Annotated in this window: 14 protein-coding genes; 12 read left to right on the top strand and 2 right to left on the bottom strand. The window is 52.0% G+C overall.

The features are described 5' to 3' along the window. Positions 1-52 precede the first annotated feature (52 nt). From csrD to tldD, 8 genes are all read left to right on the top strand, one after another. Positions 53-1,993 (top strand): RNase E specificity factor CsrD, encoded by a 1,941-nt coding sequence (gene csrD, locus ACJHX4_RS08815; RefSeq protein WP_001241393.1) that lies wholly within the window; start codon positions 53-55, stop codon positions 1,991-1,993. 304 nt (positions 1,994-2,297) lie between these two features. Further along, positions 2,298-3,341: a rod shape-determining protein MreB gene (gene mreB, locus ACJHX4_RS08810; RefSeq protein WP_000913396.1), complete on the top strand. Its 1,044-nt coding sequence runs from the start codon at positions 2,298-2,300 to the stop codon at positions 3,339-3,341. A 65-nt stretch (positions 3,342-3,406) separates the two neighbouring features. After that, positions 3,407-4,510, top strand: a complete 1,104-nt coding sequence (mreC, locus tag ACJHX4_RS08805) for a rod shape-determining protein MreC (RefSeq protein WP_410239911.1) — start codon at positions 3,407-3,409, stop codon at positions 4,508-4,510. Further along, positions 4,510-4,998: a rod shape-determining protein MreD gene (gene mreD / locus ACJHX4_RS08800; RefSeq protein ID WP_000179409.1), complete on the top strand. Its 489-nt coding sequence runs from the start codon at positions 4,510-4,512 to the stop codon at positions 4,996-4,998. Before mreC ends, mreD begins: the two co-directional genes overlap by 1 nt. A gap of 8 nt (positions 4,999-5,006) precedes the next feature. Further along, positions 5,007-5,600, top strand: coding sequence for a nucleoside triphosphate pyrophosphatase YhdE (gene yhdE / locus ACJHX4_RS08795; protein ID WP_000203095.1), 594 nt, complete (start codon positions 5,007-5,009; stop codon positions 5,598-5,600). Then, positions 5,590-7,059, top strand: a complete 1,470-nt coding sequence (gene rng / locus ACJHX4_RS08790; RefSeq protein ID WP_000123197.1) for a ribonuclease G — start codon at positions 5,590-5,592, stop codon at positions 7,057-7,059. Before yhdE ends, rng begins: the two co-directional genes overlap by 11 nt. 67 nt (positions 7,060-7,126) lie before the next feature. Next, positions 7,127-10,927 carry an AsmA2 domain-containing protein YhdP gene (gene yhdP / locus ACJHX4_RS08785; RefSeq protein WP_001253634.1) on the top strand — a complete coding sequence of 1,267 codons (3,801 nt, stop codon included), beginning with the start codon at positions 7,127-7,129 and terminating at the stop codon, positions 10,925-10,927. A gap of 155 nt (positions 10,928-11,082) precedes the next feature. Then, entirely contained in the window at positions 11,083-12,528 is a 1,446-nt protein-coding gene (tldD, locus tag ACJHX4_RS08780; protein WP_000055910.1) for a metalloprotease TldD, read from the top strand. Between the two features lie 121 nt (positions 12,529-12,649). Here the strand turns inward: tldD and aaeR are convergent, their stop codons facing one another. After that, positions 12,650-13,579: an HTH-type transcriptional activator AaeR gene (gene aaeR, locus ACJHX4_RS08775; RefSeq protein ID WP_000440317.1), complete on the bottom strand. Its 930-nt coding sequence runs from the start codon at positions 13,577-13,579 to the stop codon at positions 12,650-12,652. 182 nt (positions 13,580-13,761) lie between these two features. On the opposite strand from aaeR, the gene aaeX reads away from it, so the two are divergent. The 4 genes from aaeX (at position 13,762) to ACJHX4_RS08755 (ending at position 17,242) form a co-directional block, all read left to right on the top strand. Continuing rightward, a complete protein-coding gene (aaeX, locus tag ACJHX4_RS08770; protein ID WP_000051841.1) occupies positions 13,762-13,965 on the top strand; it encodes a p-hydroxybenzoic acid efflux pump operon protein AaeX in 204 nt (67 codons plus the stop codon). A gap of 7 nt (positions 13,966-13,972) precedes the next feature. Beyond that, positions 13,973-14,905: a p-hydroxybenzoic acid efflux pump subunit AaeA gene (gene aaeA, locus ACJHX4_RS08765; protein WP_000854033.1), complete on the top strand. Its 933-nt coding sequence runs from the start codon at positions 13,973-13,975 to the stop codon at positions 14,903-14,905. A gap of 5 nt (positions 14,906-14,910) precedes the next feature. Then, positions 14,911-16,878 (top strand): p-hydroxybenzoic acid efflux pump subunit AaeB, encoded by a 1,968-nt coding sequence (aaeB, locus tag ACJHX4_RS08760; protein ID WP_000510944.1) that lies wholly within the window; start codon positions 14,911-14,913, stop codon positions 16,876-16,878. Between the two features lie 91 nt (positions 16,879-16,969). Beyond that, positions 16,970-17,242, top strand: coding sequence for a barstar family protein (locus tag ACJHX4_RS08755; protein WP_001029013.1), 273 nt, complete (start codon positions 16,970-16,972; stop codon positions 17,240-17,242). A 54-nt stretch (positions 17,243-17,296) separates the two neighbouring features. On the opposite strand, the gene yhcN is transcribed toward ACJHX4_RS08755, so the two are convergent. Then, the gene (gene yhcN / locus ACJHX4_RS08750; protein ID WP_000695690.1) at positions 17,297-17,560 is read right to left on the bottom strand and encodes a peroxide/acid stress response protein YhcN; all 264 of its coding nucleotides are present in this window, start codon (positions 17,558-17,560) and stop codon (positions 17,297-17,299) included. Positions 17,561-17,881 lie beyond the last annotated feature (321 nt).

The raw sequence follows: 17,881 nt of genomic DNA, 5'->3' as shown, positions 1-17,881 counted from the left end.
AAATCTGATTTGCTAGTATGCCCGCTTCCTCACTATCGGAGTTAACACAAGGATGAGATTAACGACGAAATTTTCGGCCTTTGTCACGCTGCTCACCGGGTTAACAATTTTTGTGACTTTGCTGGGCTGTTCGCTAAGTTTCTACAACGCCATTCAGTATAAGTTTAGTCATCGTGTTCAGGCGGTGGCGACGGCGATTGATACCCACCTACTGTCGAATGACTTCAGCACATTAAGGCCACAAATTACCGAATTAATGATGTCGGCAGATATCGTTCGTGTAGACCTGCTCCATGGTGATAAGCAGGTTTATACCCTGGCCAGAAATGGTAGTTATCGTCCGGTTGGCACCAACGATCTGTTTCGTGAACTGAGCGTTCCGTTGATAAAGCATCCGGGGATGTCGCTGCGTCTGGTTTATCAGGATCCGATGGGCAACTATTTCCATTCTTTAATGACCACCGCGCCGCTCACGGGGGCGATTGGCTTTATCATTCTTATGCTCTTCCTGGCGGTACGCTGGTTACAACGGCAACTTGCCGGGCAAGAATTGCTGGAAACCCGGGCTACTCGTATCTTAAACGGTGAGCGTGGCTCTAATGTGTTGGGAACCATCTATGAATGGCCGCCCAGAACCAGCAGTGCGCTGGATACGCTGCTTTGTGAAATTCAGAACGCACGCGAACAACACAGCCGTCTTGATACGCTGATCCGCTCTTATGCCGCCCAGGACATGAAAACCGGCCTCAATAACCGACTCTTTTTCGATAATCAGTTAGCAACGTTACTGGAAGATCAAGAGAAAGTAGGTACCCACGGGATCGTGATGATGATTCGTCTGCCGGATTTCAATATGTTGAGTGATACCTGGGGGCACAGCCTGGTTGAAGAACAATTCTTCTCTCTGACGAATCTGCTATCGACATTTATGATGCGCTACCCTGGCGCACTGCTGGCGCGTTACCATCGCAGTGATTTTGCTGCGCTGTTACCGCACCGGACGCTAAAAGAGGCAGAGAGCATCGCCAGTCAGTTAATCAAAGCCGTCGATACCTTGCCGAACAATAAAATGCTCGATCGCGACGATATGATCCACATTGGTATCTGTGCCTGGCGTAGTGGTCAGGATACCGAGCAGGTAATGGAACATGCAGAGTCTGCCACGCGTAATGCGGGATTGCAGGGCGGCAATAGCTGGGCTATTTACGATGACTCGTTGCCTGAAAAAGGACGCGGTAATGTTCGCTGGCGTACGCTTATCGAGCAAATGCTCAGTCGCGGCGGCCCGCGCCTTTATCAAAAACCGGCGGTTACTCGCGAAGGCCGGGTTCATCATCGTGAACTCATGTGCCGCATCTTCGATGGTAATGAAGAGGTTAGCTCGGCAGAGTATATGCCGATGGTCTTGCAGTTTGGTTTATCGGAAGAGTATGACCGCTTGCTAATCAGCCGTCTTATTCCACTATTGCGTTACTGGCCAGAGGAAAATCTGGCGATTCAGGTTACCGTTGAGTCGCTGATTCGCCCGCGTTTTCAGCGTTGGCTGCGCGATACGTTAATGCAATGTGAAAAATCGCAACGAAGACGCATAATTATTGAACTTGCAGAGGCCGATGTTGGTCAACATATCAGTCGCTTACAACCTGTTATTCGTTTAGTGAATGCTTTAGGGGTACGGGTAGCCGTCAACCAGGCTGGTTTGACGCTGGTAAGCACCAGTTGGATCAAAGAACTTAATGTTGAGTTACTCAAGCTCCATCCGGGGCTGGTCAGAAACATTGAGAAGCGAACGGAGAACCAGCTGCTGGTTCAAAGCCTGGTGGAAGCCTGCTCCGGGACCAGCACCCAGGTTTACGCCACCGGCGTGCGTTCGCGAAGCGAGTGGCAGACCCTGATTCAGCGCGGTGTTACAGGTGGGCAAGGGGATTTTTTCGCGTCCTCACAGCCACTTGATACTAACGTGAAAAAATATTCACAAAGATACTCGGTTTAACCTGCCGTTTAATCCGTTTTCACGTAGAATAACGCGCGCTGCGTCTCATGGGAGTGTGCTTGTCTGCTCGCCAGATTGTTGCAGCACATATGCAGATGAATGACCTTACGCGGTTGCAAACAGGCGAGGAATGCTGCTGATGCATTAAGCCTTTCTGGACTCAGGCAGAGATTTGTAACAAAGGAAACGAACTGCACTAATTTTCACCGTAGCAGATGATTTTTGCGCCTTGTCGCTGCTGCGTGTGGTTGGTAAAGTAAGCGGATTTTCTTTTCCGCCCCAGCTTTCAGGATTATCCCTTAGTATGTTGAAAAAATTTCGTGGCATGTTTTCCAATGACTTGTCCATTGACCTGGGTACTGCGAATACCCTCATTTATGTAAAAGGACAAGGCATCGTATTGAATGAGCCTTCCGTGGTGGCCATTCGTCAGGATCGTGCCGGTTCACCGAAAAGCGTAGCTGCAGTAGGTCATGACGCGAAGCAGATGCTGGGCCGTACGCCGGGCAATATTGCTGCCATTCGCCCAATGAAAGACGGCGTTATCGCCGACTTCTTCGTGACTGAAAAAATGCTCCAGCACTTCATCAAACAAGTGCACAGCAACAGCTTTATGCGTCCAAGCCCGCGCGTTCTGGTTTGTGTGCCGGTTGGCGCGACCCAGGTTGAACGCCGCGCAATTCGTGAATCCGCGCAGGGCGCTGGTGCCCGTGAAGTCTTCCTGATTGAAGAACCGATGGCTGCCGCAATTGGTGCTGGCCTGCCGGTTTCTGAAGCGACCGGTTCTATGGTGGTTGATATCGGCGGTGGTACTACTGAAGTTGCTGTTATCTCCTTGAACGGCGTGGTTTACTCCTCTTCCGTGCGCATTGGTGGTGACCGTTTCGACGAAGCTATCATCAACTATGTACGTCGTAATTACGGTTCTCTGATCGGTGAAGCCACCGCAGAACGTATCAAGCACGAAATCGGTTCGGCTTACCCGGGCGATGAAGTCCGTGAAATCGAAGTTCGTGGCCGTAACCTTGCAGAAGGTGTTCCACGCGGTTTTACCCTGAACTCCAACGAAATCCTCGAAGCACTGCAGGAACCGCTGACCGGTATTGTGAGCGCGGTAATGGTTGCACTGGAACAGTGCCCGCCGGAACTGGCTTCCGACATCTCCGAGCGCGGCATGGTGCTCACCGGTGGTGGCGCACTGCTGCGTAACCTTGACCGTTTGTTAATGGAAGAAACCGGCATTCCAGTCGTTGTTGCTGAAGACCCGCTGACCTGTGTGGCGCGCGGTGGCGGCAAAGCGCTGGAAATGATCGACATGCACGGCGGCGACCTGTTCAGCGAAGAGTAATCGGATGCAGGCAGGGGAAGTGTCTGTTTACCCTGCCTGGTCTGATACGAGAATACGCATAACTTATGAAGCCAATTTTTAGCCGTGGCCCGTCGCTACAGATTCGCCTTATTCTGGCGGTGCTGGTGGCGCTCGGCATTATTATTGCCGACAGCCGCCTGGGGACGTTCAGTCAAATCCGTACTTATATGGATACCGCCGTCAGTCCTTTCTACTTTGTTTCCAATGCTCCTCGTGAATTGCTGGATGGCGTATCGCAGACGCTGGCCTCGCGTGACCAACTAGAACTTGAAAACCGGGCGTTACGTCAGGAACTGTTGCTGAAAAACAGTGAACTGCTGATGCTTGGACAATACAAACAGGAGAACGCGCGTCTGCGCGAGCTGCTGGGTTCCCCGCTGCGTCAGGATGAGCAGAAAATGGTGACTCAGGTTATCTCCACGGTTAACGATCCTTATAGCGATCAAGTTGTTATCGATAAAGGTAGCGTTAATGGCGTTTATGAAGGCCAGCCGGTTATCAGCGACAAAGGTGTTGTTGGTCAGGTGGTGGCCGTCGCTAAACTGACCAGCCGCGTGCTGCTGATTTGTGATGCGACCCACGCGCTGCCAATCCAGGTGCTGCGCAACGATATCCGCGTAATTGCAGCCGGTAACGGTTGTACGGATGATTTGCAGCTTGAGCATCTGCCAGCGAATACGGATATTCGTGTTGGTGATGTGCTGGTGACTTCCGGTCTGGGCGGTCGTTTCCCGGAAGGCTATCCGGTCGCGGTTGTCTCTTCCGTAAAACTCGATACCCAGCGCGCTTATACTGTGATTCAGGCGCGTCCGACTGCAGGACTGCAACGTTTGCGTTATCTGCTGCTGCTGTGGGGCGCGGATCGTAACGGCGCTAACCCGATGACGCCGGAAGAGGGGCATCGTGTTGCTAATGAACGTCTGATGCAGATGATGCCGCAGGTATTGCCTTCGCCAGACGCGATGGGGCCAAAGTTACCTGAACCGGCAACGGGGATCACTCAGCCGACTCCGCAGCAACCGGCGACAGGAAATGCAGTTACTGCGCCTGCTGCGCCCACACAGCCCGCTGCTAATCGCTCTCCACAAAGGGCTACGCCGCCGCAAAGTGGTGCTCAACCGCCTGCGCGTGCGCCGGGAGGACAATAGTGGCGAGCTATCGTAGCCAGGGACGCTGGGTAATCTGGCTCTCTTTCCTCATTGCGCTGTTGCTGCAAATCATGCCATGGCCGGACAACCTGATTGTTTTCCGGCCAAACTGGGTGTTACTCATCTTGTTGTATTGGATCCTGGCCTTGCCCCATCGCGTAAATGTGGGCACAGGTTTTGTGATGGGTGCCATACTGGATCTGATCAGCGGCTCGACGCTTGGCGTACGCGTATTGGCGATGAGCATCATTGCTTACCTGGTGGCGCTGAAATACCAGCTTTTCCGCAACCTCGCATTATGGCAGCAGGCGCTGGTCGTCATGTTGCTTTCGCTGGTGGTGGATATTATTGTTTTCTGGGCAGAGTTTTTAGTGATTAACGTCTCTTTCAGACCGGAAGTGTTCTGGAGTAGTGTAGTCAATGGCGTTCTCTGGCCGTGGATTTTCTTGCTGATGCGTAAAGTCCGTCAGCAGTTTGCAGTGCAATAAAGGTTTCTATGACTTCTCTGTATTTAGCTTCCGGTTCTCCGCGTCGTCAGGAGTTACTTGCGCAACTTGGCGTGACCTTTGAACGTATTGTTACGGGCATTGAGGAGCAGCGTCAGCCGCAGGAGAGCGCGCAGCAGTATGTTGTGCGTCTGGCGCGCGAGAAAGCACAGGCGGGTGTCGCGCAAACGGCGCAGGATCTCCCGGTGCTGGGTGCGGATACTATCGTTATCCTGAATGGAGAAGTGCTCGAGAAACCGCGCGACGCAGAGCATGCGGCGCAGATGTTGCGCAAATTATCGGGTCAGACCCATCAGGTGATGACGGCAGTGGCGTTGGCCGACAGCCAGCACATTCTCGATTGCCTGGTGGTCACCGATGTGACTTTCAGAACGTTAACAGACGAAGACATCGCGGGCTATGTCGCCAGCGGCGAACCGTTAGATAAAGCAGGTGCATACGGTATTCAGGGGCTGGGTGGCTGTTTTGTCAGGAAGATAAATGGCAGCTTTCACGCCGTAGTCGGCTTACCGCTGGTTGAAACGTATGAATTATTAAGTAATTTTAACGCACTGCGTGAGAAAAGGGATAAACATGACGGCTGAATTGTTGGTAAACGTAACGCCTTCGGAAACTCGAGTGGCGTATATTGATGGCGGTATTCTGCAGGAAATTCATATTGAACGTGAGGCGCGACGCGGAATAGTAGGCAATATCTACAAGGGTCGTGTAAGTCGTGTACTTCCGGGTATGCAGGCGGCTTTTGTAGATATTGGGCTGGATAAAGCCGCGTTTCTTCATGCATCTGACATCATGCCGCACACCGAATGTGTGGCGGGTGAAGAACAAAAGCAATTCACGGTGCGCGACATCTCGGAACTGGTCCGTCAGGGGCAAGATCTGATGGTGCAGGTGGTGAAAGATCCGCTTGGCACTAAGGGTGCGCGCCTGACCACCGATATCACGCTGCCTTCTCGCTATCTGGTGTTTATGCCAGGGGCTTCTCACGTTGGGGTATCCCAACGAATTGAAAGCGAATCAGAACGTGAACGCCTGAAAAAAGTGGTCGCAGAGTATTGCGACGAGCAGGGCGGGTTTATCATCCGTACTGCAGCGGAAGGGGTTGGCGAGGCCGAACTGGCCTCCGATGCTGCTTATCTGAAACGCGTCTGGACCAAAGTTATGGAGCGTAAAAAACGCCCGCAGACCCGTTATCAGCTGTACGGCGAACTGGCGCTGGCGCAGCGTGTTCTGCGTGATTTCGCCGACGCCGAACTCGACCGCATTCGCGTTGACTCACGCCTGACTTACGAAGCATTGCTGGAGTTTACCTCAGAGTACATTCCCGAGATGACCAGCAAGCTGGAGCATTACACCGGACGCCAGCCGATTTTCGATCTCTTTGATGTCGAAAACGAAATCCAGCGAGCGCTGGAACGCAAAGTAGAACTGAAATCCGGTGGTTATCTGATTATCGACCAGACCGAAGCGATGACCACCGTGGACATCAATACCGGGGCGTTTGTCGGTCATCGCAATCTGGACGACACCATTTTCAATACCAATATTGAAGCGACGCAGGCTATCGCTCGCCAGTTACGGTTGCGCAATCTGGGCGGGATTATCATTATTGATTTCATCGATATGAATAATGAAGATCACCGTCGCCGCGTGCTGCACTCGCTGGAGCAGGCGTTGAGCAAAGATCGGGTGAAAACCAGCGTTAATGGTTTTTCGGCGCTGGGGCTGGTGGAGATGACGCGTAAACGCACCCGCGAAAGCATTGAGCACGTACTGTGTAACGAATGCCCAACCTGCCACGGTCGCGGAACGGTGAAAACCGTGGAAACGGTATGCTATGAAATCATGCGCGAGATTGTTCGTGTCCACCATGCTTACGACTCCGACCGTTTCCTGGTCTATGCTTCTCCGGCAGTAGCCGAAGCCTTGAAAGGCGAAGAGTCACACTCGCTGGCGGAAGTGGAAATTTTCGTTGGCAAACAGGTTAAAGTACAAATTGAACCGCTCTATAACCAGGAGCAGTTTGACGTCGTAATGATGTAAACAGATGCTGGGCCGCCATCCGGCAAAGGGTTTTTGAGTCACATTTTTAGCAGACAAGGAGTGACGGGTGAGGCGATTGCCGGGGATTTTACTGCTTACTGGAGCCGCGCTCGTTGTGATCGCTGCCCTGCTGGTTAGCGGCCTGCGTATTGCTTTACCGCATCTTGACGCCTGGCGTCCGGAAATCCTCAACAAAATAGAATCCGCGACTGGCATGCCGGTAGAAGCCAGTCAGCTCTCAGCCAGCTGGCAGAATTTTGGTCCGACGCTTGAAGCGCACGACATCCGTGCAGAACTAAAAGATGGCGGCGAATTTTCGGTTAAACGCGTTACCCTGGCGCTGGATGTCTGGCAGAGCCTGTTACATATGCGCTGGCAGTTTCGCGACCTCACTTTCTGGCAGCTGCGCTTTCGCACCAACACTTCTATCACCAGCGGCGGTGGTAATGATAGCCTGGAAGCCAGTCACATCAGCGATCTGTTTCTTCGTCAATTTGACCATTTCGATCTCCGCGACAGTGAAGTCAGTTTCCTGACGCCATCCGGTCAGCGCGCCGAGCTGGCGATCCCACAGCTCACCTGGCTGAACGATCCACGTCGACACCGTGCGGAAGGCCTGGTAAGCCTCTCCAGCCTTACCGGACAGCACGGCGTGATGCAGGTGCGTATGGATTTGCGCGATGATGAGGGGTTGTTAAGCAATGGTCGCGTCTGGCTCCAGGCGGATGACATCGACCTGAAGCCGTGGCTCGGTAAATGGATGCAGGACAATATTGCGCTGGAAACGGCACAGTTCTCCCTTGAAGGCTGGATGACGATCGACAAAGGCGATGTAACCGGCGGTGACGTCTGGCTGAAACAGGGCGGTGCCAGCTGGTTGGGCGAGAAGGAAACGCATACGCTGTCGGTGGATAATCTGACTGCGCATATTACGCGTGAAAATCCGGGATGGCAGTTCTCTATTCCCGATACACGGATCACGATGGACGGCAAACCCTGGCCGAGCGGAGCATTGACGCTGGCCTGGATACCGGAACAGGACGTTGGCGGCAAAGACAATAAACGCAGTGACGAACTCCGGATTCGTGCCAGTAATCTGGAGCTGGCAGGGCTGGAGGGCGTACGCCCGCTGGTCGCGAAACTTTCACCTGCACTGGGTGATGTTTGGCGCTCCACACAACCGAGCGGCAAGATTAACACTCTGGCGCTGGATATCCCGCTTCAGGCGGCAGACAAGACCCGTTTTCAGGCATCGTGGAGCGATCTGGCCTGGAAGCAATGGAAATTATTACCGGGTGCGGAACACTTCTCCGGGACGCTTTCCGGCAGCGTAGAAAATGGTTTGCTTACTGCGTCGATGAAGCAGGCAAAGATGCCTTACGAAACGGTATTCCGTGCGCCACTGGAAATCGCCGACGGCCAGGCAACGATAAGCTGGCTGAACAATGACAAAGGTTTCCAGCTGGATGGGCGTAATATTGACGTTAAAGCCAAAGCCGTCCATGCGCGCGGCGGTTTTCGTTACCTGCAACCTGCTAACGATGAACCCTGGCTGGGTATTCTGGCTGGCATCAGTACCGATGATGGTTCACAAGCCTGGCGCTATTTCCCGGAAAACTTGATGGGTAAAGACCTGGTTGATTACTTAAGTGGCGCGATTCAGGGCGGTGAAGCGGATAACGCGACGCTGGTTTATGGTGGCAATCCGCAACTCTTCCCCTATAAACACAACGAAGGTCAGTTTGAAGTGCTGGTGCCGCTGCGCAACGCGAAGTTTGCCTTCCAGCCGGACTGGCCTGCATTAACTAACCTTGATATTGAACTGGACTTTATTAACGACGGTTTATGGATGAAAACCGATGGCGTTAATCTGGGCGGCGTGCGCGCGAGTAATCTCACCGCAGTGATCCCTGACTACTCAAAAGAAAAACTGCTGATTGACGCTGACATTAAAGGTCCGGGTAAAGCCGTTGGCCCTTACTTTGATGAGACACCGCTGAAAGATTCCCTGGGTGCGACCCTGCAAGAACTCCAGCTCGACGGCGATGTGAATGCTCGCTTACATCTTGATATCCCGCTGAACGGCGAGTTGGTAACCGCGAAAGGTGAAGTGACGCTGCGTAATAACAGTCTGTTTATCAAACCACTCGACAGCACCCTGAAAAATTTGAGCGGTAAATTCAGCTTTATCAATGGCGATCTGCAAAGTGAACCACTGACAGCAAGCTGGTTTAATCAGCCGTTGAACGTGGATTTTTCCACCAAAGAAGGGGCAAAAGCCTACCAGGTCGCGGTGAATCTCAACGGTAACTGGCAACCAGCGAAAACCGGCGTTCTGCCTGCAGCGGTGAACGAAGCATTAAGTGGCAGCGTGGCGTGGGATGGTAAAGTGGGCATTGAGCTGCCTTATCATGCTGGCGCGACGTATAACGTAGAGCTGAACGGCGATTTGAAGAATGTGAGCAGTCACTTACCTTCACCGTTAGCCAAACCTGCGGGTGAACCACTATCGGTAAACGTTAAGGTTGATGGCAATCTCAACAGCTTTGAATTAACCGGACAGGCTGGTGCGGATAACTATTTCAATAGCCGCTGGTTGCTCGGTCAAAAGCTGACGCTCGATCGTGCTATTTGGGCGGCAGACAGTAAAACGCTCCCGCCGTTGCCGGAACAAAGTGGCGTTGAACTCAATATGCCGCCGATGAATGGTGCCGAGTGGCTGGCCCTGTTCCAGAAAGGCGCGGCGGAGAGTGTCGGTGGTGCAGCGAGTTTCCCACAACACATAACGTTACGTACGCCTATGTTGTCGCTGGGAAATCAGCAATGGAATAACCTGAGTATTGTTTCGCAACCGACGGCAAATGGCACCCTGGTTGAGGCGCAAGGGCGTGAAATCAACGCCACGCTGGCGATGCGTAATAACGCGCCGTGGCTGGCGAATATCAAATATCTTTATTACAACCCAAGCGTGGCGAAAACTCGTGGTGATTCAACACAGTCATCACCTTTCCCGACAACGGAACGCATTAGCTTCCGTGGCTGGCCAGACGCACAAATACGATGCGCAGAGTGCTGGTTCTGGGGGCAAAAATTCGGTCGCATTGACAGTGATATCACCATTTCTGGCGATACGTTAACGCTGACTAATGGACTGATTGATACTGGTTTTGCGCGGCTCACTGCCGATGGTGAATGGGTTAACAATCCGGGGAATGAACGAACCTCGCTGAAAGGAAAACTGCGCGGGCAGAAAATTGATGCCGCCGCAGAATTTTTTGGTGTCACGACGCCCATACGCCAGTCGTCATTTAATGTGGATTACGATTTACACTGGCGCAAAGCACCCTGGCAGCCAGATGAGGCGACGTTGAATGGCATCATTCATACTCAACTGGGTAAAGGCGAAATTACCGAAATCAATACCGGACATGCCGGGCAATTGCTGCGCTTATTGAGCGTAGATGCCCTGATGCGTAAGCTGCGTTTTGATTTCAGAGACACTTTTGGCGAAGGGTTCTATTTTGACTCCATTCGCAGCACCGCGTGGATTAAAGACGGCGTTATGCACACCGACGACACGCTGGTGGATGGCCTGGAAGCGGACATCGCCATGAAAGGGTCGGTAAATCTGGTACGTCGCGACCTGAATATGGAAGCGGTTGTCGCACCAGAGATTTCTGCGACGGTGGGTGTGGCTGCGGCCTTTGCGGTTAACCCCATTGTTGGCGCGGCAGTGTTTGCCGCCAGTAAAGTGCTGGGACCGCTGTGGAGCAAAGTCTCCATTTTGCGCTATCACATTTCGGGTCCGCTGGACGATCCGCAAATCAACGAAGTGTTGCGACAACCGCGTAAAGAAAAAGCGCAATGATTTGACGAGGGCGCGTAATTGCCCCAATCTCATATGATAATCGTTGCCAAAGGCCAACGAGCCAGAACATAACCGTAGGCCGGACAGGGCGTTCACGCCGCATCCGGCAGCCGTAAAAAATCCTCTACTGCAGTAACTAACGAGTAGCAAAAACGATGAGTCTGAACCTGGTAAGTGAACAATTGCTAGCGGCGAACGGCCTGAAACATCAGGACTTGTTCGCGATCCTCGGTCAACTGGCCGAACGTCGCCTTGATTATGGCGATCTCTATTTTCAGTCGAGCTATCACGAATCCTGGGTTTTAGAAGACCGTATTATTAAAGATGGTTCTTACAACATCGATCAGGGCGTTGGTGTGCGTGCAATCAGTGGTGAAAAAACCGGATTTGCTTATGCTGACCAAATCAGCCTGCTGGCGCTGGAACAGAGTGCACAAGCGGCGCGCACCATCGTCCGTGATAGTGGTGATGGCAAAGTACAGACGCTGGGCGCGGTAGAGCATAGCCCGTTATATACCTCGGTAGATCCGCTGCAAAGCATGAGCCGTGAAGAGAAGTTGGATATCCTGCGTCGCGTCGATAAGGTTGCCCGCGAAGCGGACAAGCGCGTACAGGAAGTGACTGCCAGCCTCAGTGGTGTCTATGAATTAATTCTGGTTGCGGCCACCGACGGCACACTAGCGGCGGATGTCCGTCCGCTGGTGCGTCTTTCCGTGAGCGTTTTGGTCGAAGAAGATGGCAAACGCGAACGCGGTGCCAGTGGTGGCGGCGGTCGTTTTGGTTATGAGTTCTTCCTTGCCGATCTCGACGGCGAAGTCCGTGCGGATGCGTGGGCAAAAGAAGCAGTGCGTATGGCGCTGGTCAATCTTTCTGCCGTTGCTGCACCAGCGGGCACCATGCCGGTAGTACTTGGCGCAGGTTGGCCGGGCGTGCTGTTGCATGAAGCGGTGGGTCACGGTCTGGAAGGCGACTTCAACCGCCGTGGCACTTCAGTATTTAGTGGACAGGTCGGGGAGTTGGTGGCTTCAGAACTGTGTACCGTGGTTGATGATGGCACGATGGTCGATCGCCGTGGTTCGGTGGCGATTGATGACGAAGGTACGCCAGGCCAGTACAACGTGCTGATTGAGAACGGCATTCTGAAAGGCTACATGCAGGATAAACTCAACGCGCGTTTGATGGGGATGACGCCGACTGGCAACGGTCGCCGTGAATCCTACGCCCATCTGCCCATGCCGCGTATGACCAACACCTATATGCTGCCGGGTAAATCGACCCCGCAGGAAATTATTGAATCCGTTGAGTACGGTATCTATGCACCGAACTTTGGTGGCGGTCAGGTGGATATCACCTCCGGCAAATTCGTTTTCTCCACCTCAGAAGCGTATCTGATTGAAAACGGTAAAGTAACTAAGCCGGTGAAAGGCGCAACGTTGATTGGTTCCGGTATCGAAACCATGCAGCAGATTTCGATGGTTGGCAACGACCTGAAACTGGATAACGGCGTGGGTGTCTGCGGTAAAGAAGGGCAAAGTTTGCCGGTTGGCGTGGGCCAGCCAACGCTGAAAGTTAATAACCTGACTGTTGGCGGTACTGCGTAATAATTTCAGTATTTTCAGAAGGATAATTAATCCTTCTCCGTGCACGAACGGTCCCCTCGCCCCTCTGGGGTTAGGGGAACCCGTCGGCACAGGTTTGTACAACGTAACAGTACAATATTAATTACTTCTCTTTCCCGCGCCCGTGCATCTCCTGAAACAATTTACCGACCTCAACAAAATAATCCGTCAGCGAGTTGATCACGACCTGTACCTTCAGCGGCAGCTTATCTTTTTCGGTATATAACGCATAAACCGGGCGTGGATCTGACTGGTAACGTGGCAGCAGGATCTCCAGCTCCCCACGATTGATCTCGTTGATCACCCACATCAGCGGCACGTAGGCGATCCCGGCACCCGCCGTCAGCCAGCGCACCAGCGTCATCGGATCATTAGTCACAAATCTTCCTTGTGGGATCAGGCGAGTCGAGATCCCTTCCGGTGCGATCAGTTCAAATTCATTGTCGGGCCGCACGCTGTATTCAAGCCATGAGTGACTACTTAAATCGGCGGGTTTTTCCGGTATGCCGTATTGTGTGAGATAGCTTTTTGCGGCGCACACCACCATTGGCATCGCGCCCAGACGGCGGGAAAACAGGCTGGAATCTTGCAACGCGCCGACGCGGATCACCACATCCAGACCGTCGGCAATCAGGTCGGGGGCAGGAATTCCGGTAACCAGATTGACGCTCAAACCTGGGTATTCTTTCAGCATTTTTGCTGTCAGCCCGGCGAGAACATTTTGTGCCATAGTTGAAGAACAGCCAATGCGCAGCGTCCCGATGGGGGTGTTATTGAAGGCATACAGTTGCTCATGAACATCCTGCACTTCATGGAGCATCCGACGGCAGCCCTGGTAGTAAATTCTACCGGCTTCGGTCAGGCCAATGCTGCGTGTGCTACGGTTTAACAGCTTTACCTGCAACTCATCTTCCAGTTTTGACACCGTCTGACTGATGGACGAAACGCTCATCTGTAGCTGTCTGGCGGCGGCGGTAAAAGAGCCAAATTCAACTACTTTGGCAAACACCGACATGCGTTTTAGTCGTTCCATTATTCACTCTGACTTAAAAGTGATTTAGATCACATAATATAGATAACAGCATAACAGTTACGTTAATATATTAAATATCAATCTACAGCAATGTTGCTCTCGCCCGGCTTTCCATGCCCTTCTCTGCGGCGACAGATGCTGAAAATAATAACGCCTGCTCTCTCTATACAACCAAGGTCAACATGAGTCTGTTTCCCGTTATCGTGGTGTTTGGGCTGTCCTTCCCACCGATATTTTTCGAATTGCTTTTATCACTGGCGATTTTCTGGCTGGTGCGCCGGGTACTTGTGCCAACAGGTATCTACGACTTTGTCTGGCATCCGGCGTTGTTCAACACCGCGCTCTATTGCTGCTTGTTTTATTTGATATCGCGACTGTTCGTTTGAGGTTGAAGTGAAAACACTAATAAGAAAATTCTCCCGTACGGCCATCACGGTCGTATTAGTCATTCTGGCCTTCATCGCAATTTTTAATGCCTGGGTCTATTACACCGAATCCCCGTGGACGCGTGACGCGCGCTTTAGCGCTGACGTCGTTGCGATCGCGCCGGACGTTTCTGGACTCATTACCCAGGTGAATGTTCATGATAACCAGCTGGTGAAAAAAGGACAGGTACTGTTCACCATCGACCAGCCGCGCTATCAAAAGGCGCTTGAGGAAGCGCAAGCCGATGTTGCTTATTATCAGGTACTGGCACAGGAGAAACGCCAGGAGGCCGGACGTCGTAACCGTCTCGGTGTGCAGGCGATGTCCCGCGAAGAGATCGACCAGGCCAACAACGTACTACAAACGGTTCTGCATCAGTTAGCGAAAGCGCAGGCGACCCGCGATCTGGCAAAACTGGATCTTGAACGCACGGTGATCCGCGCGCCAGCAGATGGCTGGGTGACCAACCTCAACGTCTATACCGGTGAGTTTATTACCCGTGGATCAACGGCGGTTGCGCTGGTGAAACAGAACTCCTTCTATGTACTGGCCTATATGGAAGAAACTAAGCTGGAAGGGGTGCGCCCTGGGTATCGTGCGGAGATCACGCCGCTTGGCAGTAACAAAGTGCTGAAAGGGACTGTTGATAGTGTTGCCGCAGGGGTCACCAATGCCAGCAGCACGCGTGACGACAAAGGGATGGCGACCATCGACTCTAACCTTGAATGGGTACGTTTGGCGCAACGTGTTCCGGTACGTATTCGTCTCGACAACCAGCAAGAGAACATCTGGCCTGCGGGCACCACTGCTACGGTGGTAGTCACTGGCAAACAAGATCGCGACGAAAGTCAGGATTCGTTCTTCCGTAAAATGGCTCATCGCCTGCGTGAGTTTGGTTAATCACGATGGGTATTTTCTCCATTGCTAATCAACATATTCGCTTTGCGGTAAAACTGGCGACCGCCATTGTACTGGCGCTGTTTGTTGGCTTTCACTTCCAGCTGGAAACGCCACGCTGGGCGGTACTGACAGCGGCGATTGTTGCCGCCGGTCCGGCCTTTGCTGCGGGAGGTGAACCGTATTCTGGCGCTATTCGCTATCGTGGCTTTTTGCGCATCATCGGCACATTTATTGGCTGTATTGCCGGACTGGTAATCATCATTGCGATGATCCGAGCACCATTATTGATGATTCTGGTGTGCTGTATCTGGGCCGGTTTTTGTACCTGGATATCCTCGCTGGTACGAATAGAAAACTCGTATGCGTGGGGGCTGGCCGGTTATACCGCGCTGATCATTGTGATCACCATTCAGCCGGAACCATTGCTTACGCCGCAGTTTGCCGTCGAACGTTGTAGCGAGATCGTTATCGGTATTGTGTGTGCAATTATGGCGGATTTGCTCTTTTCTCCGCGATCGATCAAACAAGAAGTGGATCGAGAGCTGGAAAGTTTGCTGGTCGCGCAATATCAATTAATGCAACTCTGTATCAAGCATGGCGATGGTGAAGTTGTCGATAAAGCCTGGGGCGATCTGGTGCGACGTACTACGGCGTTACAAGGTATGCGCAGCAACCTGAATATGGAATCTTCCCGCTGGGCGCGGGCTAATCGACGTTTAAAAGCGATCAATACGCTATCGCTGACGCTGATTACCCAATCCTGCGAAACTTATCTTATTCAGAATACGCGCCCGGAATTGATCACTGATACTTTCCGCGAATTTTTTGACACGCCGGTAGAAACTGCGCAGGACGTCCACAAGCAGCTCAAACGCCTGCGGAGAGTGATCGCCTGGACCGGGGAACGGGAAACGCCTGTTACCATTTATAGTTGGGTCGCGGCGGCAACGCGTTATCAGCTTCTCAAGCGCGGCGTTATCAGTAACACAAAAATCAACGCCACCGAAGAAGAGATCCTGCAAGGCGAACCGGAAGTAAAAGTAGAGTCAGCCGAACGTCATCATGCAATGGTTAACTTCTGGCGAACCACACTTTCTTGCATTCTGGGCACGCTTTTCTGGCTGTGGACGGGCTGGACTTCCGGCAGTGGTGCAATGGTGATGATTGCGGTCGTGACGTCACTGGCAATGCGTTTGCCGAATCCATGCATGGTGGCGATCGACTTTATCTACGGGACGCTGGCAGCGCTGCCGTTAGGGCTGCTCTACTTTTTGGTGATTATCCCTAATACCCAACAGAGCATGTTGCTGCTGTGTATTAGCCTGGCAGTGCTGGGATTTTTCCTCGGCATAGAAGTACAGAAACGGAGATTGGGCTCGATGGGGGCGTTGGCCAGCACCATAAACATTATCGTGCTGGATAACCCGATGACTTTCCATTTCAGTCAGTTTCTCGACAGCGCATTAGGGCAAATCGTCGGCTGTGTGCTCGCGTTCACCGTTATTTTGCTGGTGCGGGATAAATCGCGCGACAGGACTGGACGTGTACTGCTTAATCAGTTTGTTTCTGCCGCTGTTTCCGCGATGACTACCAATGTGGCACGTCGTAAAGAGAATCACCTCCCGGCACTTTATCAGCAGCTGTTTTTGCTGATGAATAAGTTCCCAGGGGATTTGCCGAAATTTCGCCTGGCGCTGACGATGATTATCGCGCACCAGCGCCTGCGTGATGCGCCGATCCCGGTTAACGAGGATTTATCGGCGTTTCACCGACAAATGCGCCGCACAGCAGACCATGTGATATCTGCCCGTAGCGATGATAAACGTCGTCGGTACTTTGGCCAGTTGCTGGAAGAACTGGAAATCTACCAGGAAAAGCTACGCATCTGGCAAGCGCCACCGCAGGTGACGGAACCAGTACATCGGCTTACGGGTATGCTCCATAAGTATCAACATGCGTTGACCGATAGTTAAGTCAAAACCGACGCCTGAAGCGTCGGTTTTTTCATGGCTATACTTAGCGATGAACGGCAGAACTCGCCGCGAAACGTGACGGTGGCAACAGATGAATATTTATACCTTTGATTTTGATGAGATTGAGAGTCAGGAGGATTTTTATCGTGACTTTAGCCAAACCTTTGGTCTGGCGAAAGATAAGGTACGCGATCTCGACTCACTATGGGATGTGTTAATGAACGATGTCCTGCCGCTACCACTTGAGATTGAATTTGTTCATCTGGGAGAGAAAACGCGTCGCCGTTTTGGCGCGTTAATATTGCTGTTTGATGAGGCAGAGGAAGAGCTGGAAGGGCATTTGCGTTTTAATGTTCGTCATTAGCGCAAAAAAAGCCCCCGAACCGGGGGCAATATCGTCGGACAAGACGATGAGGGTTTATTTGTACAGTTCAGCCGTAGCGTGCCAGGTGTCACCACTACGAGCTTCAGTAATCTGGTAGGCCGTTGCGCCTTTCTCTTCCGCTTTTTTGTTCAGCATTTCACGCATATCCATTGGCGAAGACGCCACACCACTTACGGATACGGTCCCGATTGCTTCACGATTTTGTGCTTGTGCAGCATCAATGGAGTCGGCAGCGAATGCACCGAAAGAGAGAACAGAAAGTACGCTTAATGCAGCAACAGTGGTTTTGATTTTCATGATTTTTACCTCGACATAATCTTTTAGCTGGGCCTTTGTTTCGTGACCCATATCACAAAATCAAGTATACACTAATTATTGAACTAATTAATACCACGCTAACTGTTTCAGTTGATACTAAGTGTTAAAAATGTGAATTTTAATAACAAAAAAGAATTAAAAACACGATCATTTATTGTTAATTATAGTATTTTCAATTAGATAATGAATTTTGCATAATGTGCTTTTTTACTATATGTATTCATTGTGTGAATGATATGTCGCAGTAAAACGCACTATTCGTTAAATGAATCGCAGGGGAAAGCAGTGGGTTGATAGGCA

Origin of the sequence: Escherichia sp. WS2035 (assembly GCF_046487065.1) — a bacterium.
GTDB classification, from domain to species: Bacteria; Pseudomonadota; Gammaproteobacteria; order Enterobacterales; family Enterobacteriaceae; genus Escherichia; species Escherichia coli.
This window is presented reverse-complemented; position numbering and strand designations above follow the sequence as displayed.